General features: G+C 60.4%; 18 protein-coding genes. 9 read left to right on the top strand and 9 right to left on the bottom strand.

Going from position 1 to position 20,517, the window contains the following annotated elements; genetic code table 11:
* The first annotated feature begins 14 nt into the window (after window positions 1–14).
* The 3 genes from pstB to ACXX9E_RS19945 all read left to right on the top strand — a co-directional run bounded on the left by pstB (window position 15) and on the right by ACXX9E_RS19945 (window position 2,209).
* Window positions 15–776 carry a phosphate ABC transporter ATP-binding protein PstB gene (gene pstB, locus ACXX9E_RS19955; RefSeq protein WP_217890363.1) on the top strand — a complete coding sequence of 254 codons (762 nt, stop codon included), beginning with the start codon at window positions 15–17 and terminating at the stop codon, window positions 774–776.
* A 102-nt stretch (window positions 777–878) separates the two neighbouring features.
* Window positions 879–1,577 carry a hypothetical protein gene (locus ACXX9E_RS19950; protein WP_123468816.1) on the top strand — a complete coding sequence of 233 codons (699 nt, stop codon included), beginning with the start codon at window positions 879–881 and terminating at the stop codon, window positions 1,575–1,577.
* A 71-nt stretch (window positions 1,578–1,648) separates the two neighbouring features.
* The gene (locus tag ACXX9E_RS19945; protein WP_186745457.1) at window positions 1,649–2,209 is read left to right on the top strand and encodes a hypothetical protein; all 561 of its coding nucleotides are present in this window, start codon (window positions 1,649–1,651) and stop codon (window positions 2,207–2,209) included.
* An 82-nt stretch (window positions 2,210–2,291) separates the two neighbouring features.
* Here the strand turns inward: ACXX9E_RS19945 and ACXX9E_RS19940 are convergent, their stop codons facing one another.
* Window positions 2,292–3,536 carry a saccharopine dehydrogenase family protein gene (locus ACXX9E_RS19940; RefSeq protein ID WP_123468813.1) on the bottom strand — a complete coding sequence of 415 codons (1,245 nt, stop codon included), beginning with the start codon at window positions 3,534–3,536 and terminating at the stop codon, window positions 2,292–2,294.
* Window positions 3,537–3,565: 29 nt separating this feature from the next.
* Window positions 3,566–4,663, bottom strand: coding sequence for a carboxynorspermidine decarboxylase (locus ACXX9E_RS19935; protein WP_123468812.1), 1,098 nt, complete (start codon window positions 4,661–4,663; stop codon window positions 3,566–3,568).
* 229 nt (window positions 4,664–4,892) lie between these two features.
* Here ACXX9E_RS19935 and ACXX9E_RS19930 point away from each other — a divergent pair, with 229 nt between their 5' ends.
* A complete protein-coding gene (locus tag ACXX9E_RS19930) occupies window positions 4,893–5,810 on the top strand; it encodes a LysR family transcriptional regulator (protein ID WP_123468810.1) in 918 nt (305 codons plus the stop codon).
* Between the two features lie 69 nt (window positions 5,811–5,879).
* On the opposite strand, the gene ACXX9E_RS19925 is transcribed toward ACXX9E_RS19930, so the two are convergent.
* Genes ACXX9E_RS19925 through ACXX9E_RS19915 form a run of 3 tightly spaced genes read right to left on the bottom strand, consistent with a single transcriptional unit; the run spans window position 5,880 to window position 9,867 of the window.
* Window positions 5,880–8,135: a xanthine dehydrogenase family protein molybdopterin-binding subunit gene (locus tag ACXX9E_RS19925; protein WP_458556035.1), complete on the bottom strand. Its 2,256-nt coding sequence runs from the start codon at window positions 8,133–8,135 to the stop codon at window positions 5,880–5,882.
* Complete coding sequence (locus tag ACXX9E_RS19920; RefSeq protein WP_447807490.1) at window positions 8,132–8,596, bottom strand: (2Fe-2S)-binding protein; 465 nt, start codon at window positions 8,594–8,596, stop codon at window positions 8,132–8,134. Before ACXX9E_RS19920 ends, ACXX9E_RS19925 begins: the two co-directional genes overlap by 4 nt.
* Window positions 8,593–9,867 carry a c-type cytochrome gene (locus tag ACXX9E_RS19915; RefSeq protein WP_458556034.1) on the bottom strand — a complete coding sequence of 425 codons (1,275 nt, stop codon included), beginning with the start codon at window positions 9,865–9,867 and terminating at the stop codon, window positions 8,593–8,595. Before ACXX9E_RS19915 ends, ACXX9E_RS19920 begins: the two co-directional genes overlap by 4 nt.
* Window positions 9,868–10,153: 286 nt before the next feature.
* On the opposite strand from ACXX9E_RS19915, the gene ACXX9E_RS19910 reads away from it, so the two are divergent.
* From ACXX9E_RS19910 to ACXX9E_RS19890, 5 genes are all read left to right on the top strand, one after another.
* Window positions 10,154–10,798, top strand: coding sequence for a DsbA family oxidoreductase (locus tag ACXX9E_RS19910; protein WP_458556033.1), 645 nt, complete (start codon window positions 10,154–10,156; stop codon window positions 10,796–10,798).
* A gap of 39 nt (window positions 10,799–10,837) precedes the next feature.
* Entirely contained in the window at window positions 10,838–11,950 is a 1,113-nt protein-coding gene (locus tag ACXX9E_RS19905) for an alkene reductase (RefSeq protein ID WP_458556032.1), read from the top strand.
* Between the two features lie 50 nt (window positions 11,951–12,000).
* Window positions 12,001–13,143: an FAD binding domain-containing protein gene (locus tag ACXX9E_RS19900; RefSeq protein ID WP_267794689.1), complete on the top strand. Its 1,143-nt coding sequence runs from the start codon at window positions 12,001–12,003 to the stop codon at window positions 13,141–13,143.
* 106 nt (window positions 13,144–13,249) lie between these two features.
* The gene (locus tag ACXX9E_RS19895; RefSeq protein WP_186745377.1) at window positions 13,250–14,149 is read left to right on the top strand and encodes a LysR family transcriptional regulator; all 900 of its coding nucleotides are present in this window, start codon (window positions 13,250–13,252) and stop codon (window positions 14,147–14,149) included.
* A 117-nt stretch (window positions 14,150–14,266) separates the two neighbouring features.
* Window positions 14,267–15,394 (top strand): GGDEF domain-containing protein, encoded by a 1,128-nt coding sequence (locus ACXX9E_RS19890; protein WP_186745375.1) that lies wholly within the window; start codon window positions 14,267–14,269, stop codon window positions 15,392–15,394.
* A gap of 94 nt (window positions 15,395–15,488) precedes the next feature.
* Here the strand turns inward: ACXX9E_RS19890 and ACXX9E_RS19885 are convergent, their stop codons facing one another.
* From ACXX9E_RS19885 to ACXX9E_RS19870, 4 genes are all read right to left on the bottom strand, one after another.
* A complete protein-coding gene (locus ACXX9E_RS19885; RefSeq protein WP_458556031.1) occupies window positions 15,489–16,556 on the bottom strand; it encodes an ArsO family NAD(P)H-dependent flavin-containing monooxygenase in 1,068 nt (355 codons plus the stop codon).
* Window positions 16,557–16,640: 84 nt separating this feature from the next.
* Complete coding sequence (locus ACXX9E_RS19880) at window positions 16,641–17,342, bottom strand: VIT1/CCC1 transporter family protein (protein ID WP_458556030.1); 702 nt, start codon at window positions 17,340–17,342, stop codon at window positions 16,641–16,643.
* A gap of 3 nt (window positions 17,343–17,345) precedes the next feature.
* Window positions 17,346–18,344, bottom strand: coding sequence for an FAD:protein FMN transferase (locus tag ACXX9E_RS19875; protein ID WP_458556603.1), 999 nt, complete (start codon window positions 18,342–18,344; stop codon window positions 17,346–17,348).
* Complete coding sequence (locus tag ACXX9E_RS19870; protein ID WP_458556029.1) at window positions 18,334–20,514, bottom strand: PepSY domain-containing protein; 2,181 nt, start codon at window positions 20,512–20,514, stop codon at window positions 18,334–18,336. Before ACXX9E_RS19870 ends, ACXX9E_RS19875 begins: the two co-directional genes overlap by 11 nt.
* Window positions 20,515–20,517 lie beyond the last annotated feature (3 nt).

Here is a 20,517-nt window from a genome sequence, read left to right as displayed (position 1 = left end):
AGGCGCCAGTGGTCATGGACTGCAAGCTGGACAAGATTTTCTACGGTAACTTCCTGGCCGTGCGTGACAGCCATGTCCCGATCGAAAAAAACAAGATCACCGGTTTCATCGGACCGTCGGGTTGCGGCAAAAGCACCGTGCTGCGCAGCCTCAATCGGATGAACGATCTGGTCAAAGGTTTTCGCTTTGAAGGGCACGTGCATTTCCTCGGGCAAGACGTTTATGGAAAGGGTGTCGATCCAGTGGTCGTGCGTCGTTATATCGGCATGGTGTTTCAACAGCCGAACCCGTTCTCGATGAGCATTTTCGACAACGTTGCATTCGGCCTGCGCCTCAATCGCTACAAGGGCGACCTGGGCGACCGCGTGAAACACGCCTTGCAGGGCGCCGCGCTGTGGGATGAGGTCAAGGACAAGCTCAAGGTCAGCGGCCTGTCGCTGTCCGGCGGCCAGCAGCAACGGCTGTGCATCGCCCGCGCCATCGCCACCGAACCGGAAGTGTTGTTGCTCGACGAACCGTGCTCGGCGCTTGACCCGATCGCGACCCGACGGGTCGAGGAATTGATGATCGAGTTGAAGAAGGACTACACCATCGCCCTGGTGACCCACAACATGCAGCAGGCCATCCGCGTCGCCGACACCACGGCCTTTTTCTCGGTGGATATTTCCCAGGGGACGCGCACCGGCTATCTGGTCGAGATGGGCCCGACCACGCAAATTTTCGATAGCCCTCGGGAGAAAATGACCGAGGACTACATCAGCGGCAAGTTCAGCTAGACCAAGGATCTTTCTGCACAGACCGCATCCGCCGGCGGGCAGAGTGTCCGCGCGTTGGTTCGGTCGTTTGACCTTTTTGTTCAGCGTTTCTCAGGATTGCCAATGTCTGCAACGCCTCGTCTTGATTTGCCAGCGATTGAACGGGTACTGCGAGAGGTGCAGGGCCGTTTTGCCGAGCTCAGCAGGCACTTTACCGAGCCGCGCGATCCCTTCACCGACGAAGTGCTACACAATGTGCTTGAAGGCTATGCGCTGATTGACGACTATGTGGCTCGCGGTGTCGACCTGTTCGACCTTCAGCAACTGAACCTGATGCTGGAGATCAATGCCACCGTCCTTTGTGGCCGGGACCCGGTACGCCGACTGGAGTACGCCCAACATCTGGCGGCTACCGAAGCGCACTTCTTCAACAACGTTGAGGGCGGCATCAAGGACTTGTTCAATTGGTACTGCGCCTATCGCAGTGAATCCGTCTGGAAGCGTGCGGCCGGTGTTTATGTGCGCATCCTCAGCAAGCCGCAATTGTTTATCGAGGGCAATAATCGTAGTGGTTCGCTCATCGTCAGCTATTTGCTCATGCGGGCGGGGTTACCCCCATTCGTGCTGACGCTGGAAAACGCCGAGGGTTACTTCAATCCGTCCTCGGTCATCCGCAACTCCGCCAAGCATGGGATCAAGGCGTTGTATGAATTGCCGAAAATCAAGAAAAAGTATGCAGCCTTCCTCGAAGGTCAGGCGCCTGAGTCGATGAACTTTCTACTCAAGAACAAGGCCTTGCCCGTCTTTCAGGGTGGGCAGTGATGAACGGTCAGCCACTCTCCGCCAGGTACCGGGCTTCCGCCAGCCGGGTCTGGCAGGCCATCGCCGGCGCGATGCCGATGCACCTGTTCAGCCGCCCGCGCATCCGGGTTTCGTTCGATATCGACGACACGCTGGCCTGCCAGCTCCATCACTGCGCAGTCGAGCACAGCTGGTTGCCGGCCTGTGTGCACCGTTGGCTGGGCGAACCGCTGCGAACCGGCACGCGCTCATTGACCCGCGAGTTGCGCCGCCAGGGCTGCAGTATCTGGGTTTATACGTCGTCCGGGCGGACACCGGCCTATATCAGGCGTTGGCTGTTGCTGTATGGCATCCGCGTCGACGGGGTCGTCAACAGTGTGCTGCATAACCAGGCGTTGACGACCAAGGGGCTGTCAAACGGTCCGTCGAAATTTCCCCCGGCCTTCGATATCGACTTGCACGTCGATGACTCCGAGGGCGTGCGCACGGAAGGCCATGCTCACGGTTTTCGCGTGGTTGTCGTGCACCCGGAGGATGAGCACTGGGCACAGCGAGTGCTGGAGGCCGTCGCTGATGTGCAGGCACTGCTCACCCGGCAACAACAGGTCAGGCGCAAGAGCCCCGTGCGGCAATGTTCAGAGGCCGTGTCCTGATTTTTCAGTGCCTGCAAAAACGCCGCTCAATGAGCGGCGTTTTTTGTAGCGGACCTTAAAGCGTCGCTGGACGTTGCGAGCCTCAGGCTACGCCGTTCCAGGGACGATCTCCGTGCTCATCCTTGATGCGGGTCGGCAGGCCCATGACATCCAGCGCGTTGAGGAACGGCTCAGCCGGCAGTTCTTCGACGTTGACCATGCGCTGCACATCCCACTCGCCGCGAGCGACCAGCAGGGCGGCGGCAACCGGCGGTACGCCAGCGGTGTAGGAAATGCCCTGGCTGTCGGTTTCGGCAAAGGCTTCCTCGTGGTCGGCCACGTTGTAGATGAACACTTCGCGCGACTGACCATCCTTGGTGCCTTTGACCAGATCACCGATGCAGGTCTTGCCGGTGTAGCCGGGCGCCAGCGAACTCGGGTCAGGCAGCACGGCCTTGACCACTTTCAGCGGCACGACTTCCAGGCCTTCGGCGGTCTTGACCGGTTGTTCGGACAGCAGGCCGAGGTTCTTGAGGACCGTGAACACGTTGATGTAGTGCTCGCCGAAGCTCATCCAGAAACGCACGTTGGGCACGTTCAGATTCTTCGACAGCGAGTGCACTTCGTCGTGACCGGTCAGGTACAGGTTCTGCGACCCTACGACCGGCAGGTCGTCGGTACGTTTGACTTCGAACATGGTGTTGCTGGTCCACTGGCTGTTCTGCCAGCTCCACACCTGCCCGGTGAATTCACGGAAATTGATTTCCGGATCGAAATTGGTGGCGAAATATTTGCCATGGGAACCGGCATTGACGTCGAGAATGTCGATCGAATCAATGCGGTCGAAATACTGTTGTTGCGCCAGTGCTGCATAGGCATTGACCACACCCGGGTCGAAGCCCACACCGAGAATGGCGGTGATGTTCTTCTCTTGGCACTCTGCGAGGTGGTTCCACTCATAGTTGCCATACCAAGGCGGGGTTTCGCAGATTTTGCCCGGTTCTTCATGAATGGCAGTGTCGAGATAAGCGACGCCGGTATCGATGCAGGCACGCAGCACCGACATGTTGAGGAACGCGGAGCCGACGTTGATGACGATCTGGGATCCGGTTTCGCGGATCAGCGCCTTGGTCGCCTCGACATCCAGGGCATTGAGCGAGAAAGCTTTGATGTCGGCGGGTTGTTTGAGGCTACCCTTGGCCTTGACGCTGTCGATGATGGCCTGGCATTTGGAGATGTTGCGCGACGCGATAGCGATACGACCGAGTTCATCGTTATGCTGCGCGCACTTGTGGGCCACCACCTTAGCGACACCTCCTGCACCAATGATAAGAACGTTCTTTTTCAATTGCTTTTTCTCTCCTTTATCTGTCCGTTTCAAGAAAGGCTGGACAGGTAGTCTTCGTAACCGAATTGGCGAACCACTTCGACGGTACCATCGAGTTGTTTCACAACGATGGATGGCATTTTCAGGCCGTTGAACCAGTTCTTTTTGACCATGGTGTAGCCGGCGGTATCAATAAATGACAGTCGATCGCCAATGGCCAGCGGACGGTCAAATTGGTACTCGCCGAAGATGTCTCCGGCCAGGCACGATTTGCCGCACACCATGTAGGTATGTTCACCCTCGCTCGGTGCCAGCTTGGCGTTGAGGCGATAGATCAACAGGTCGAGCAAGTGGGCTTCAATGGAGCTGTCCACCACCGCCAGGTGCTTGCCGTTGTAGAGGGTGTCGAGCACGGTGACTTCGAGCGAGGCACTGTTAGTGATCGCCGCTTCGCCAGGTTCCAGGTAGACCTGCACGCCGTACTTTTGCGAGAACGCCTTGAGACGTGCGCAGAACGCGTCCAGCGCATAGCCTTCACCGGTGAAGTGAATGCCGCCGCCCAGGCTGACCCAGCTGACTTTGTGCAGCAGCTCACCGAAGCGCTCTTCGATGGTGCAGAGCATTTGGTCGAACAGGCCAAAGTCGCCGTTCTCGCAGTTGTTGTGAAACATGAAACCGGAGATCTGGTCGATGACGCCTTCGATCTTCTGCGGGTCCCACTCGCCGAGACGGCTGAACGGACGCGCCGGGTCGGCCAGCAGATAATCGGAGCTGCTGACTTGAGGGTTGACCCGCAGGCCGCGGACTTTGCCTTCGGAGCGCTCGGCAAAGCGTTGCAGCTGGCTGATGGAATTGAAGATGATCTTGTCGCAGTTGGCGAGCATCTCCTCGATCTCATCGTCGGCCCATGCCACGCTGTAAGCATGGGTTTCGCCTTCAAACTTCTGGCGGCCGAGCTTGAGTTCGTACAGCGACGACGACGTGGTGCCGTCCATGTATTGCTGCATCAGGTCGAACACCGACCAGGTTGCGAAGCACTTGAGCGCGAGCAGGGCTTTGGCCCCGGACTGTTCGCGCACGTACGCAATCTTCTGCATGTTGGTCAGCAGTTTCTGTTTGTCGATGAGGTAGTACGGCGTTTTGATCATTTCGAGGCCTCCGGCAAGGCCAGCCAAAAAAGGATGCGCATTGTGCCCGGACTGACCACATATCGAAAGAGCAGAGCGCATGGTGCACTGATTTAATCAGCCCGATTTTGCTCGGCACGCGCCGGGAAGTGAAATGCCACGGGTCGCTTTGGTCGTCTGGTCGTGGTATCTCGTCGGGCGTGCATGGGCGCAATGTTCAACATGAATCACGGGTGAAGCAGGGAGTGTCATGGACAAGTTGCTCGCATTGAAGATGTTCGTCCAGGCGGTGGATTCAAAGGGCTTTTCGTCTGCCGCTCGACAACTGGGGCTGGCGACATCGTCGGTGACGCGGATGATCGATGCACTCGAGGCGGAACTGGGTGCGGTCCTGCTGAATCGGTCCACGCGGCAAATCTCGTTGTCCGATGCCGGCGCCGCCTACTACTTGAAAGCGCGGGAGGTGCTCAACGCTGTCGCCGAGGCGGATGCGTCGGTCACTGATCGCGGGGAGCTGCCGGCAGGGCATCTGCGTATTTCCGTGCCCGTCGCGCTGGGCCGCCGTCTGATTGCACCTCATATCGCTTCGCTGTTGAAGCGTTACCCGCAACTCGTGCTGGACATGACGCTCTCCGATGACATCGTTGAATTGCTGGGGGAGCGCGTCGATCTGGCGATCCGGTTGGGATCGGCAGCCGCCATGGACGGTGTTGTCAGTCGTCCCGTCGGTCATTTTCGACGCCGGGTGGTGGCCAGCGCCGAGTACCTGAATACGCGGGGTTTTCCGAAGCATCCCATGGACCTCGTGCAGCACGAGTGCCTGCGCTTCAGTTATGGCCCAAAGCAACAGGTCTGGACGTTCTTGAAGGACGGTGAGGCGATGCGGGTACTGATTGACGGCCACTTTAAAAGCAACAATGCCGAGGTGTTGCGCGAGGTGGCGCTGGCAGGCGGCGGAGTGGCGTTGTTACCTGACTGGCTGGTCGACGACGATATCGGTCGTGGTGATCTGACGTCATTGTTCGAGTCATTTGTGATCAATCCGAACGATGCCAGTTCAGCGATTTCCGCCCTGTACCTTCCCAATCACCGTGGTTCCAAACGCGTTAATGCATTTATTGATTTCGTCAGCGAGTTGCTCGGGCCTGAAGGCCTGGTCGTGCGCTGATCGTCTCGTGGTCGCCGGGCGGTGCAAGTGATCCTTCACCGCCCGTTTTCCATTCGGATGGCCCATCGGTCATGATCCCAGCGCATCCTGCCAGCCACGCCGCGCCAGTGGCAGGTCCAGCAAGCGTTTGCCGGTTGCATCGCTGATGGCGTTGCCCAGTGCCGCAGCCATGGGACCCTGGACGATTTCCGCCGCCCCGAGAAAGGGTTGCCCCGGCTGATCAAGCATGTGCACCTCGACCTGTTGCGGCAAATCCGGAAAGCGCATGATCGGGTAGCCGCTCCAGTCGAAGCTGTGCAGGCCGCTGGCGTCATAGAGGATTCGTTCATAGAGCGTCCAGCTGGCGGATTGCACGATGCCGCCCTGGATCTGGTTGAGCAGTCCGTCCGGGCTGACAATTTGCCCCACGTCGACGGCGGCGACTACGCGATCAATCGTCACCTGCCCGGTCTGGCGCTGTATGTGCAACTGCACAGCGATCGCGCAATAGCCCATGATGTTTTTGTAACGGGCAAAGGCGAAGCCGATGCCGCTGCCCGGTCCTGTGGCTTTTTGCGGCCAGCGGAACTCAGCGGCCACACGCTCCACCACCGCCCGCGCGCGCGGATCGCTCAAGTGGTTCAGGCGAAACTGCACCGGGTCGACGCTGGCCCGCGCCGCCAGTTCGTCGACAGTGCTTTCGATCGCGAACACGTTGATATGGGCACCGAGCGAACGCATGGCCGAGGTCCTGAATGGCATGCTCAGCACAAAGTTCAGATCGACCTTGAGGTTGGGGATCTCATACAACGGAACGGCATTACGGTCGCCGTCCCCCTCGGGCTGGGCGATCGGCACGGAAGGTGCCGGCGTGAAGGGCTTGGCCAACAGCCACGCCGGCAGCAGGCGCCCGGCATTGACGATACGTTCGTTGTGCGGGGTACTCCAGAGTTCGTATTTCCAGTCACGCAGCTGCTTGCCCTCATCCAGTTCCGCCTGCACCTCGACCAGCATGGCGGAGCTGTAGGGTTCCCAGAGGTTTTCCTGCTCGCGCATCCATTGCAGCCGAATCGGTTTGCCCGGCAGCGCCATGGCGATCAGTGCCGCGTCGGCGGCGGCGTCATCGGCGCCATTGTGGCCATAGCAACCGGAACCTTCGGCGTGGATACAGCGGACTTGTGTCACCGGCAGTCCCAGCATTTCGGCGATACCCGCACGCAACGGGTAGACACCTTGAGAGTGGGTCCACACGGTCAGTGTGCCGTCCCTGAACCAGGCCACTGCGCAGGATGGCCCGATGGAACCGTGCATCAGGTATTGCTTGGTGACCCGCGCTTTGTAGGCGTGCGGCCCCGGTTGCGCGAGGCTGCCCTTGGCACTCACCGGGTAGCGACGGGCAGGCAATTGGGTGAGCAGTTGATGAATGTGCGCCGAGTCGGGCAGGGGATTACCCTCAGTCCAGCGGGCGGCGGCATAGCCTTCGCGCATCGCTTTGATCGCCAGCCACTCATCGCTGGCGACCACGGCGAGGTAGCTGCCGTTGCGGATCAGTTTCACCACGCCGGGAAGCTTCGTGAGGGCAGCTTCGTCAATGTCCAGCAACTGACTGCCGCGCCGGGGCGGTCGTATCACCCGCGCGTGCAACATGTCGGGCAGGCGCATGTCCTGCACATAGGCCGCACCGCCGCTGACCTTGGCTGGAATGTCCAGGCGCGGCAACGACTGGCCGATCAGAGTGAAGCGGTCGGCGGGCTTGAGCGGGGAACTGGCTGAAGCGAAACGATGCAGTTGTACCCCGGCCACTGCCTGCGCGTAAGTCATGCTGCGACCTTGCGCACCGTTGATCACCGCATCCCGCGTGGTCAGGCTGTCGACGCTGATCTGCCATTGCCGTGCTGCGGATTCGAGTAACAACTGCCGAACCTGAGCCGCGGCGTTGAACAGCGCAGTGCCGCTGTCGACGATCGTATGGCTGCCGGCGGTGTAGCCTTCGTTGGGCGTCAACGCGGTGTCGGCCGTGAGAAAACGGATGAGTGCCGGCGCCACTTCCAGGCGTTCGGCGGCGATCTGCAGGAGCGCCGTTTTAACACCGGTGCCCAGCTCCACTTTGCCGGTGTAGACGGTGATGCCATTTTTTTCGTCGATGCGGATCCAGGCGTCCAGATAGGGCGTGGCGCGCAGGCTGCCGGGCAGATCCGGCGCCAGGATTGCCGTGCCCAAAGTGTCCACTTCGGTGTCAGCGAAGGCGCGGGGAATACCCGGAAGTATCGCGAAGCCCAGCACCAGTGTGCCGTTTATCACGAAAGCGCGGCGGCTCAGATTGACGTTGTCTGCGCGCTGTTTCATACCTTGCCTCCCTGCGCGACGACCGCCTTGATCGCGGCGAAGATCCGCACATGCGTGCCGCAGCGGCACAAGTTGGGCGCCATGTGGCGGCGGATCGTGTCATCGTCTGGATGAGGGTTGCTTTCCAATAGCGCCTGCGCCCGAACGATCATTCCGGCGATGCAATAACCACACTGGGCGGCTTGTTCATTGATAAAGGCTTTCTGCAGTGGCCCCGGCTGGTCGATGCTGCCCAGGCTCTCGACGGTGCGTACCGATTTGCCCGCCAGCGCACCGCAAGGCGTCAGGCAGGAAAAGACCGGTTTGTCGTCGACCAGCACGGTGCAGGCGCCGCACTGACCCAGGCCACAGCCGTATTTCGCACCGTTGAGCCCTACCTGGTTGCGCAAGGCATAGAGGAGGGGCATGTCGTCTGCGATATCCAGTTGGTGCGTCTTGCCGTTGATGTCGAGTGTGATCACGGTTGCTGCTCCTGAGCCCGAATGCTTTTGATGGTCTTGTCGAGATCCGTCCAGGGGCGGTTGGCACAACTTTCGTTGCGCAAGTACTCGGCAAGTGCAGCCACATGGCTGTCGTCCAGGCTATGGGCGAAGGCAGGCATGTAGTGGCTGGAAGCGGCGCTGGACATCGGGATGCCCTGCAGGATGGTCTGAATCAAATTGCGTGGTGAATCAGCCAGCACCGCCGAGGTGGTCGCCAGTGCCGGCCGCGATTCGATGACGCGCATCGACGCGGCGCGGCCGTGGCAACCGGCGCAGGCGCCGTCGAACAACGCTGCGCCCGCAAGCGCCTTGGCGTTCGGTTTGACAGCAGAAGTGCAGGCCGCTGACGGGGCATCCGCCGAGGTCTTCTTCAGATCAAGAATGTACTGCGCGATGGCATGGGCGTCTTCCGCCGGCAAACGGGCGATGCTCAGGCTGACCGGCAACATCGGACCCGCTGCGGCGCCGTGCCCCTCAGCGACTTCCCCCGTGAGATAGGCGACCAGTTGTGCTTCATTCCAGGGGTGGTGCGCCTCGCTCATGCCGCGCAAGGCCGGGGCTGTCCAGCCGTCGACGACACCGCCGTTGAACAATTCGCTGCCTTTCTCCCCGCCAATCAGATTCAGGGGCGAATGGCAGGATGAACAGTGCCCCGGCCCCTCGACCAGATAGCGTCCGCGGTTCCATTGTGCTGAACGGTCGGGAACCGGCACCAGCGGTTGGCCATGCAGGAACAGCAAGTTCCAGAAAGACACCAGCGGCCGGAAGTTCATGGGGAACACCATGTGATTGTCCGGTGCGGTGTATTTGATCGGGTCCACGCTCATCAGATAGGCGTAGGCGCCGGCGATATCGGCATCGCTCATTTTCCGGTAATGCACGTAGGGGAAGGCCGGATAGAGAAAGTGGCCGTCACGCGCGATGCCTTCGCGCATGGCCCGCTCGAAGGCGTCGAGTGACCATTGGCCGATACCGGATTGCGGGTCCGGGGTAATGTTGGTGGTGAAGAGGGTTCCGAAGGGCGTGACCAGCGGCAAACCGCCAGCCATGTAGGCGCCACCAGGCCGTGTGTGACAGACCGCACAGTCGCCCGCTTCGACGACTCGGCGGCCTCTGTCGAGCGTCTCGCGATCGGCCTTCAGGGTTTGGCTGACAGGGGCAATTTCCGGCCTCCACATCATCCACAAGGCAAATCCCGCCCCCGCAACGGCGATTGCCAGAACGGCTCCGATGATCGTCTTGCGCTTCATCGCCTTACCTCTCGAGCTGAATAAACGACAGTGGTTTCAATCCGCGACGTGCCCTTGGTGTACAGCGGTTTTCATCGACTGAGCTTAGAGAGGACGGTTGTGACGGAGTACCCCAGCCAGGCGCAACGCTACATTGCGCCAGACACAACGGGCGCAATGTCAGCATCAGGGGTGATCGGCTCAGCGTTGCGTTTGGCGAAAAACAACGTTGTGCAACAGGTGGATTCTCTGACGGCGCCCGGACACCTACCTTGGGGGGGTGCAACATTCAACCACGGAGCCCCTCATGAGCATGCACTCATCCACGATTCAGGTGACTTACGACTTCATCTGCCCATGGTGCTGGATCGGTGAGGAAAATCTCGAACGCGCACTCGCCGCCACGGGGTTTTCAACCAGCCACTCCATTCGTTTCCTGCCTTATCAGTTGAACCCGGACATGCCTGTTCAAGGCATGGATCGCAAAGCCTATCGCTCTGGCAAGTTCGGCAGCTGGGCACGTAGCCAGGCGCTGGACGCTCAGGTCACCCACGCCGGTAAGGCTGTCGGCCTTGAGTTCGATTATGAACGCGTCGAAAGAACGCCCAACACTCTCGCCGCGCATCGCTTGGTATGGCGCGAGCAACAGGCGGGCAGGGACGCGTCCCCGCTGGTCAGGGCCATTTTCAAGGCGTATTTCGGCGCAGGGCGGGACATCGGCGACCTTTCGGTGCTGGCTGACATCTGTGCCGAAACCGGGCAGGACCGAGGCGCCATTGTCGATTTCCTCAAGGCCGATGAAGGCACGGCGCAAGTCTTGGCACTCGAAGCCCGATCCAAGGCGTCCGGTCTGCGCTCGGTGCCGACTGTGCAGATCGCCGATGACGTCATCAACGGCGCCCAACCCATCGAAATAATGATCCAGATACTGGAACGCAACCAGGCCGCCTGAGGCGTCTGTTCAGCCCCTCCCCATACAGGAAAAATCATCATGACTCAGCACTTGTTCAGCCCGATCAAGCTCGGCCAACTCAGCTTGAAGCACCGCGTCGCCATGGCACCACTGACTCGCTCGCGGGCGGGTCAACCGGGCAACGTCCCCACATCAATGAACGTCGAGTATTACCGTCAGCGTGCCAGTGCCGCCTTGATCATTACCGAGGCGACCCAGATTTCGCAGCAGGGCCAGGGTTACGCCTGGACGCCGGGCATCCATAGCGACGAGCAGATTGAAGGCTGGAAGGCTGTCAGCGAGGCCGTACACGCAGAAGGCGGGCGCATTTTCCTGCAACTGTGGCATGTGGGCCGAGTGTCGCACCCGGTGTTCCAGCCCAACGGCGGCTTGCCGGTGGCGCCGACCGCGCAGCCGGTGCCCGGCAAGACTTTCATCTTGAACGAACAGGGCAAGGGCGTCTGGGGCGATGTGCCTGTCCCTCAAGCGCTGGACATTCCAGGCATCGAAGCAATCATCGCCGACTTCCGCGCCGCCGCCCGTAACGCGATGCTCGCCGGTATGGATGGCGTGGAAATTCACGCGGGTAATGGCTACCTGCTCGACCAGTTCATTAACAGTGCCAGCAATCAGCGCAGTGACCGCTACGGTGGAAGCATCGAAAACCGTGCACGCTTGCTGCTTGAAGTCGTCGATGCCGTGACTGCGCAAATCGGTGCCGAGCGGGTTGCCGTTCGCCTGACACCGATGGGACGTTTCATGGGAATGGGCGATGACACCCCGGAGCAAACCTTTGGCTACATTGCATCCCGGCTCAATCACTGGAATCTGGCTTACCTGCACCTGGTTGAGCCGATGATGGTCGGCACCGTGCTCGATGAAAGTAACGATCCACGCTGGGATGCGATCATCAAGCAACTGCGCGCGCAGTTTCACGGCGTTCTGATGTTGGCCGGAGGCTACAGCGGCGAAACGGCCGAGCAGGCCATTGCGCAGGGCCGTGCGGACATCATCGCGTTTGGTCGTCCGTTTATTGCCAACCCTGACTTGCCCACGCGCTTGCGCGGTCGCAAGCCACTCAACGTTGCCGACGGCAACAGCTTTTTTGGCGGCGACGCCAAGGGCTACATCGACTATCCGGTGTTGGCATGAGCCATCGCTCAACGGAGTCTGGGGAATCACCCGGCAACGAGGAGAAAGCTATGAAGAGTTCAGGCGTTTCGAAGGCCTTGGTCATTGGTGGTTCTCTGGGAGGGCTGTTCGCCGCCACGGCATTGCGCGCGATCGGTTGGCAGGTCGATATTTACGAGCGATCTCCCGCCGCGCTGGATAGCCGCGGCGGAGGCATCGTTCTGCAAGCGGATGTCCTGCACCATTTTCGTTATGCGGGCATTCATCCTGCCGGGGCGCTCGGGGTCCGCTCCCATGATCGGCTTTATCTGGATCGGGCAGGCAGCGTCGTGCATAAAGAGCCGATGCCGCAAACCCAGACGTCCTGGAACGCCCTGTACAGCTCATTATTGTCTGCATTTCCTGCCGAGCATTATCACCGTGGCAAGACGTTGGTCGATCTGACGCAGAATGAGCACCGCGTCACGGCGATGTTTGCCGATGGCAGCGCTGCCGAGGGCGACTTGCTGATTGGCGCTGATGGCGCGGGGTCGAGCGTGCGCAGCGTGGTGTTGCCCGGCGCGGCGCCTGCCTACTCGGGGTATGTGGTGTGGCGTGGGCTGGTGGATGAACAGCAGCTGCCAGACTTCGCCAAGACACAACTTTACGAGGACTTTGTTTTTCAGCAAGACCCTGAATCGCTGATGCTCGAATACATGGTGCCGGGTGTGAGTGGTTCCGTTAAGCCTGGCGAGCGTCGGTTCAACTGGCTGTGGTATTTGAAAGCGGCACCAGGGCCGGAACTGGATGCCGTGCTCACTGACAACAACGGCCATCGGCGCAGCCACTCGATTCCACCCGGGACCTTGGCCGCTGGACAGGAGGCTTACATCCGGGAAATGGCTGAGAAGCTGGTGAACCCGGCTTTCCGCGAACTGATTCGCCAGACCCGGGACATTTTTGTGCAAGCGATCCTTGATTTCCAAATCCCGCAAATGGTGTTCGGTCGCGTGCTGTTGACGGGCGACGCCGCGTTTGTGCCGCGTCCTCATACCGCCGGCAGCACAGCCAAGGCTGCCCGCAATGCACTGTCCCTGGCGCAAACCATCGACGACTCCGGCGACCTCGATCATGCCCTGTTGGCCTGGCAGCAACAGCAACTTGCAGAAGGCCGGCGCATGGGGGATTGGGGCGTGAGCATGGGCAATCGGATCATGGGGATTGCCCAGGCCTGACAGCGCGGGCTGTGGGCGGTGATCCAACAGAGCACAGCCATGCAAGACTCGCGCTGCCGGGTCGTGCACAGTCGCTGTGTTTACCTTTCGATTCCGGAATCAGGACATGGATAAGTTGCTGGCGCTGAAGATGTTTGTCGAAACGGTGCGCTGTGGCGGTTACTCATCTGCAGCGCGCAAGCTTGGCATCTCGACTTCATCGGTGACGCGACAAGTCGCGGGGCTGGAGAGTGAGCTGGGCGCCAGCCTGCTCAACCGCACGACACGCAACACCAGCGTCACGGTGGCGGGGCAGCACTATTTCGATAAAGCTGTGGCGATTCTCGCGGCCATCGACGCCGCCGATGCCACCGTTGCCGACCGTGGCAGCGAAGCTCAAGGACGTTTACGGGTCAGCGTGCCGGTGGAGTTTGGCCGGCGAATCATCGCTCCGCACTTGGGGCGCTTGCTTGAGCGTCATCCGGGCCTGGAAATCAGTCTGTCGCTGAGCGACGAGGTCAGTGACCTGCTGAGCGAGCAAATCGATGTGTCAGTGCGCCTCGGTTCATCGGTCGTCAGCGATGACATCGTCAGCAAGCGGCTGGGTGGTTTCCAGCGCTGGATTGTGGCCAGTCCCGACTATCTGAGGCGAACCGGCCTGCCGCGACATCCACGTGATTTGCTTGAGCATCAATGCCTGCGTTTCGATTACCGCAAGGGCGAGAACAACTGGACATTCAAGGGCGCAGGGGATGTCACCCACGTGGATGTGCAAGGACGGCTGCAAAGCAACAATGCCGACATTCTGCGCGAGGCGGCGTTGGCCGGTGGAGGGATGACGCTATTGGCCGATTGGCTGGTGCACGAGGATGTCAGTGCAGGCCGGTTGACGCGGGTGCTGGAGCACTATGAGATCAACCCCGGTAGCGCAAGCACCTGCATCAACGCGCTGTATTTGCCCAACCACCGGGGTTCGAGTCGCATCAATGTGTTCATCGCGTTTCTTCAGGAAATACTCGCGGCCTGAGCACGGCCTGCGCCAGCCGTTGGTAAAGATTGTGCGTATTGTTAATTCTCTGTTGTTTGCGTTGCTGGCGAGGTGCCACAATTTAGCCTGTCGATTCATCATGTTCAGGCGGATTAAATGGATGATCTTGAGCTAGGAAGTGATCAGGGCTCACACATAGCCGAACAGGTTCGAACAGATCGCTTGCAGCAGTTATTTCGACAATCAGGTGCTGCCGTTTTCGGCAGTTATATGGCAGCCGTCATGCTTTGTTGGCTGTGTTGGGATCGGTTCGATCACACGGTGGTTGTTGGATGGATAGCGTTATTGACGGTGTCGACGTTACTGCGTATCTGGATGTTCATTGGCTATTTTCGTAGCCCTGTCACTGAACGCACGCCCAAGCGTTGGGAGCGAAAATACTGGTGCACACTTGTGTTGTCCGCCGGTATATGGGGCGCCGGGGCACTCGCGGTCATACCGGCCCATGACCTGTTGGCCCAGGCGATGGTGATGCTTTTTACGGTCGGGATGTCTGTCAGCGCGGTATCGTGTTATTCGGCCTATCGGAACATGACGATGTTATCCATCGGCCTGGTTTTATTGCCTTGTTCAACGTGGCTGTTGTTTCAACCCTCAACCTTGCAAGAAGGCATGGCGCTCGCCGTGTTTGTGTTTGCCTCATTTGTAGCCAGCGCCACCCGCAGAATGTCAGACGCCCTTGAAACCGCGTTTCGTCTGACCCGTGAAATGGAACGGGAAAACAGGCTTTCCATCAGAGCCGCTCGAACCGATGAACTGACTGGCCTGAAGAATCGCCGCGCTTTTTTCGATGACGCCCACCAGCTCTACAGTGAATGCAAAAGCAACGGTTCGGTACTTTGCGCCGTGATGCTCGATATGGATCACTTCAAGCACATCAACGATTCTTACGGTCACCAGGTAGGGGATCAGGTTCTGCGTCAGGTGGGTGCGGTCATCAGTGCGTCGATCCGTAAAAACGATGTACATGGCAGGCTAGGGGGCGAGGAGTTCGCTATTTTGCTTCCCGATACCAGCATTGAAGTGGCGACGAGTATCGCGCAGGAGCTGATGCAGGCTATCGCCGGACTGAAGGCAGAGCCTGCTGACCGCATAACGGCCAGCCTTGGCGTGGCGTCATCGGATTTCACCGACGATAGTCTCTACAGTTTGATGAACAATGCCGACAGAGCGCTATACAGAGCCAAGTCATATGGTCGTAATCAAGTGGCTGTTGCTCAATAGCGCTTTTCGCTCAGTTGGGCATCACGGCGGCTGCTGCTGATGACTTCGGCTGGAAGGTCGTCGCCATTGTTTCGCAGTCCTGGAGCTCGCCGACTCACTGCGTCTTTAAAAACCGCTCAATCTCCTCAACGGTGCTGCGCGCTGTGCGGGTGACGCCAATCAGTGTCGCTGAAGCGGCGCCGGTCCAGTCTCCATAACCGACCAACCACAAGCGCGGCTCCTTGAGCGAATGCGTGCCTTCAACGGCCACACGTCCGTCGGCGGTGCACACACCCAGTGATTGCAGATAGCCGAGGGCAGGGCGGAAGCCGGTGCACCAGATGACAACATCGACCGGCGTCTGCAAGCCATCGGCCCATGTCACGCCGGTTTCGGTGAAGCGCAGGAATGGCCGAACCGCGTGCAGTACGCCGCGTTCCCGGGCCTCGAGGACCGGCGGCACCATCACGATGTCACCCAAGCCACCGACCGGTTGCTCCACGACTTTGCCGGCGAGCTGGGCTTTCCAGCGTTCGGTGGCGCGTTCGAACAGCACCCGGCCATCTACGTCATCGGCGAGAAATTGCGGCGGTTGCGGAGTGACCCAAGTGACGTCGGCCACCTTTGAGACTTCCGCGAGGATCTGTGCACCGGAGTTGCCACCGCCCACCACCAGGACTTTTTTCCCGGCAAACGGCTTGGCGTCGACGTAGTGGGCCGAATGCAACTGTTGGCCATTAAAGGTTTCGCTGTCGGGGTAATGCGGCAGGTAGGGATGGCGCCAGGTGCCGGTCGCGCTGACTACTGCGCGGGCTAGCCAGCTGCGGTCTTGGGCCTTTACAAGAAGGCGATTACCCCGGCGCTCGATGGCATTCACCCAATAGGGACGTTCGATCGGGAATTGGTAGCGTTGCTCATACTGACGCAGATAATCCAGCACGTTGTCGCGGCTGGGGTAGCCGTCTGTGACCGGTGGCATCATCCAGCCGGCGATGGAACTCCACGTCGCGGGTGAAAACAGTCGTAGAGAATTCCAGCCATGTCGCCAGGCACCACCCGGTGCGTCTTCAGCGTCGATGATTACGAAGGAGCGCCCGGTTCGGCGCAGGAAGTAAGCCACCGCGAGTGCAGACTGGCCACCGCCAATAATCGCAACATCCACGTCAGTGCAGTTGGCAGGCATCGGGAATCCTCTGGTCAGCGAGCGTCAGGCTACATTACCCCATCCAAACCGAGTGTTTTCTGACGTTCCTCAAGTAGCTGCGATTTAAACCACTGCCCCGAACAACGCCCCCACCAGCGCCGTGATACCCATGGCCAACACACCCCACAACGTCACGCGCCAGGCACCGGTCAGGATGCTGGCACCCCCAGCCCTGGCTGCCACGGCCCCCAGGCTACCGAGAAAAACCAGCGACATGCCGCACATCCACGGCACGACACTGTTCGCTGGCGCGATGAAAGTCACCGCCAACGGCAGCGCTGCGCCGACCACGAAGCTGGCGGCCGAGGCGAGGGCGGCCTGCAGAGGTTTGGCAGTGAGTGTTTCGCTGATGCCCAGTTCGTCCCGCGCGTGAGAGCCGAGGGCGTCATGGGCCATCAATTGGTCGGCCACTTGATGAGCCAGTTCGGGCCAGACACCGCGCTGGATGTAAATGTTCGCCAGTTCGATGTGTTCCGCCTTTGGATCGCTGGCCAGTTCGGCCCGTTCGCGCGAAAGGTCGGCCCGTTCGGTGTCCGCCTGAGAGTGCACCGATACGTATTCCCCTGCCGCCATGGACATCGCGCCCGCTACCAGTCCGGCCATCCCGGTGACTAGCAGCGTGGCGTGACTGGCGTTGGCGGCGGCGACGCCGATCAACAGGCTGGCGGTGGAAACGATTCCGTCGTTGGCCCCCAAGACGGCCGCACGTAGCCAGCCGATACGATCACTGCGGTGTAACTCGGTGTGCCTGTGCATGAATTTCATGGTTTAGCGGGGCTCACTTTCGTGGGGCGAATCAATCGCACGGCTGTCAATGTGCGCCTGCAACTGGCCGCCGACTATAGAAATCTCTTTGAACTGTTGACCATCGTGCAGCACGAACAAGGCGTCCATCCCGCGTTCCTGCGCCAGGCGCGGGCCTTCGGTTTCGCCCAACACCATCAGCGCCGTGGCCCAGGCATCGGCGAGCATGCACGAGGCCGCTACCACGCTGACCGCCGCCAGCCGGTTGCGCAGTGGCGATCCGGTGGCCGGATTCATGGTGTGGGCGTAGGTTTTTCCGTTCACCTCGACCCACTGTCGATAGTCCCCCGATGTTGCGATGGCAGCATCGCCGAGCTCCATCACGCCCATCACTTCACGCACGCCCCGCCGGGGTTTTTCAATCGCCACGACCCAGGGTTGCGCATCCGGCTTGATCCCGCGGGCGCGCATCTCACCATCAATGCCGACCAGATAGCGCGTGATGCCAAACCCTTCCAGGCAGCGGGCCAGTTCATCTACGCCGAAGCCCTTGGCGATGCCATTCAAATCAAGGTGCAGCGGCGCTCGTTTGCGCACCTGATGGCGTTGCAGGTCAACCATCAACGCAGCGCAGGCGGACGGTCGCGTGTGCGCTGAGGTTGGCACCGGTGCCTGTTCAGTCACCGTCTGTTCGCCGGGGCCGAACCCCCAGGCGCCCACCAGATCACCCACGGCAATGTCAAAAGCACCGCTCGATTGCTGACTGACCCGTAGCGCGGCGGCCAGCACCGTGGCCAACTCCTTGGGCACTGACAACCATTGCTGCTCGGGGGCGGCGTTGAGACGGTTGAGGTCGGAGTCGGCTTTCCAGGTGGACATTTGTTGGTCAACCCGGCCCACGGCCTGGGCGAGACGGTGGCCGATTTCGTCGGTGTCGATGCCCGCATCGGCATAGAACAACGCCGTGTAGCGGGTGCCCATGGTCTCGCCGTTCAGGCTGTAGCGTTGCCCATCAGTAGACATCTTCACGGTAGCGTCCTTGTGTCTTGAGGGTCAGCACACTCAGGTTGAGCGGCGCCAAGACTTCGTCCAGGGCCTGCATCACGCCTTTGGCCATTTCGCGGCTGCCACATACCAACACCTGAGCGCCTTTTTCAATCAGCCGACGCAACGCCAGGGCATCACTGATCAGCCGGTCTTGCACGTAACTGTGATCCTGAACCTGGGAGAACGCTGCGCGCAATGCGGTCAGGCGCCGGTCCGCCAGGTAACGGTTGAGCTCCGGTTCGTAGAGGAAATCCGACGCTGGGTTGCGCCCGCCCCAATACAGATGCATCGGATGCCGGGCTTTGTTGTTGCGAATAAACCCGGCCAACGGACCAATGCCAGTGCCGGCGCCGATCAGGATCACCGGGTGGGCGCCCGATGCAGGTCGAAATTGTGGATTGGGCTGGATAAAGGCCTGGATCGATGCGCCAAGGCTCAAGCCATGCAGGAACGCCGAGCACAGACCGCCTTCGTGTTTACGGACGCAGATCTCCAGCACGCCGTCGTCGGAGCCGCTCGCCAGTGAGTAGTAGCGCGGGACGGGGCTGCCCGGCGGTAGAATCCCGACCAAGTCTCCAGCCTGGAAGGCTGGTAACTCACCCAGTGCCTTGAAGCGCAGAATGTGGGTCGGCGTATTCACCTGCTCGCCGTAGACAATGCATTCGTGCAACACCAGTTGATGAGTACGCGGCTGCTGCGGGGTGTGGACCAGGGGCAGATCATGTCCCAGTGCATCGCCTAACGCATGCCCCCATCGCGCGAACTCTTGAGGGGACTGGCGATTGATTTTTTCCAGCTCCACTAATGCTGTGCCACCAGCCTGCACCAACGCATCGTGAACTTGATGGGCGTATTGACAGAATTTCGGAAACTGTCGATCCCCCAAACCCAGCACCGCAAACGGCAGGCCTGGCTTGAGACCAATCCGAGTCAGCCGCGTCAGGAATTGCGACGCCGAGGCAGGGGCATCTCCGTCGCCATGGGTAGCGGTAAGAATGAACAGCCGTTGGGCGCTGCGGTAATCGCCGCTCCATTCATTCATCTGTGCGCTGTGCACGCGATGCCCGGCCTGGTGCAAGGCATCGTGCAGGGTTTTGGCAAAACCCCACGTGCTGTTATTTTCACTGCCCACCAGAATCACGCTATCGGCGGAGTGGACGGGGCTGTTGTGACGGATGTTCGGACCCGCCTTGCGGCGGCGCCACCAGAGCAGGATGCCGGTTACGCTCATCAACGGCACACAGAGCGCACAGAGACCGAGCGGCAGGCCCAGCCACCAGAGGCCTTGACCGGTGTGCAATTGGTAGATCAGCTCGTAAGCCTGGCGCATCGAGTCGTGGGCTTGCCAAGACAGCAAAGTGCCGCTGACCGGGTCCACATAACCGTCGCCTTGGGCGGTACGCAGCGAGAACACGTCTTGCGGGTTGCCGGGGCTGGGGTAGACCAGCTCGCGCAGGTCATTGACGTCGGTGGCCTGCAAGGCTTGCAGGTTCGCCACCGGCAACGCCGTGCCGACGCTGAGGTGAGTGGGGAAGGCGGGCTCGTACTGACTGCCGTCGGTGATCAAACCGAAGGTGGTGGCGGACATGTAAAGCCCGCTCAGGGCCGACAATAGTAAGCCGAGCAAAGCCAGGCGCCCGACTTCGGCATGCCAGCGCTGACTGAAGCTGCCGCGCAGCGGACGCAGCAGGTTGCGCCAGCCGCCCAGACGCCGGGCCAGCAGCAACGAGCCGGACACTGACAGGATCAACATGAACAGCGCGCCAATGCCTGACGCCCCGTGGCCGGGTGTCCCCATGAACAGTGAACGGTGCAGATCTTTCATCCAGCGTGAGAAGGCCGAAGGCTCATAAGGCGCGAGGCCCTGGCCGGTCAGTGGGTCAACTTTTTCGGCCCCGGCCTGACCGTCCTGGTTGTAATAAACGATGACGGTTCCCGATGCAGTGCGCTGGATTTGCTCCACCCCCGGAAAGTGGCTGGCTACGCGCGCGGCCAATTGACCGACATTGAGTTGGCCGGCCGTCGTGGATGTGCTGTGCAGGCGCTCAAGCGCTGGATCGACGGACAATACGGCGCCGCTGATGGCCAATAACATGACCAGCAGAGCCGCGATCAGGCCGGGCACAGAATGGAACTGGCGAAGCATATT

The organism is Pseudomonas sp. GNP014, from assembly GCF_054344005.1.
Note: the sequence above shows the minus strand (reverse complement) of the source record. Positions and strands in the feature narration are given on the sequence as shown.

Coding starts and splice junctions, on each gene's coding strand:
- pstB (WP_217890363.1), top strand. CDS start 15: ATGGACTGCAAGCTGGACAAGATTTTCTACGGTAACTTCCTGGCCGTG.
- ACXX9E_RS19870 (WP_458556029.1), bottom strand. CDS start 20,514: ATGCTTCGCCAGTTCCATTCTGTGCCCGGCCTGATCGCGGCTCTGCTG.
- ACXX9E_RS19945 (WP_186745457.1), top strand. CDS start 1,649: ATGCCGATGCACCTGTTCAGCCGCCCGCGCATCCGGGTTTCGTTCGAT.
- ACXX9E_RS19885 (WP_458556031.1), bottom strand. CDS start 16,556: ATGCCTGCCAACTGCACTGACGTGGATGTTGCGATTATTGGCGGTGGC.
- ACXX9E_RS19925 (WP_458556035.1), bottom strand. CDS start 8,135: ATGAAACAGCGCGCAGACAACGTCAATCTGAGCCGCCGCGCTTTCGTG.
- ACXX9E_RS19950 (WP_123468816.1), top strand. CDS start 879: ATGTCTGCAACGCCTCGTCTTGATTTGCCAGCGATTGAACGGGTACTG.
- ACXX9E_RS19890 (WP_186745375.1), top strand. CDS start 14,267: ATGGATGATCTTGAGCTAGGAAGTGATCAGGGCTCACACATAGCCGAA.
- ACXX9E_RS19910 (WP_458556033.1), top strand. CDS start 10,154: ATGAGCATGCACTCATCCACGATTCAGGTGACTTACGACTTCATCTGC.
- ACXX9E_RS19895 (WP_186745377.1), top strand. CDS start 13,250: ATGGATAAGTTGCTGGCGCTGAAGATGTTTGTCGAAACGGTGCGCTGT.
- ACXX9E_RS19880 (WP_458556030.1), bottom strand. CDS start 17,342: ATGAAATTCATGCACAGGCACACCGAGTTACACCGCAGTGATCGTATC.
- ACXX9E_RS19915 (WP_458556034.1), bottom strand. CDS start 9,867: ATGAAGCGCAAGACGATCATCGGAGCCGTTCTGGCAATCGCCGTTGCG.
- ACXX9E_RS19930 (WP_123468810.1), top strand. CDS start 4,893: ATGGACAAGTTGCTCGCATTGAAGATGTTCGTCCAGGCGGTGGATTCA.
- ACXX9E_RS19935 (WP_123468812.1), bottom strand. CDS start 4,663: ATGATCAAAACGCCGTACTACCTCATCGACAAACAGAAACTGCTGACC.
- ACXX9E_RS19905 (WP_458556032.1), top strand. CDS start 10,838: ATGACTCAGCACTTGTTCAGCCCGATCAAGCTCGGCCAACTCAGCTTG.
- ACXX9E_RS19875 (WP_458556603.1), bottom strand. CDS start 18,344: ATGTCTACTGATGGGCAACGCTACAGCCTGAACGGCGAGACCATGGGC.
- ACXX9E_RS19900 (WP_267794689.1), top strand. CDS start 12,001: ATGAAGAGTTCAGGCGTTTCGAAGGCCTTGGTCATTGGTGGTTCTCTG.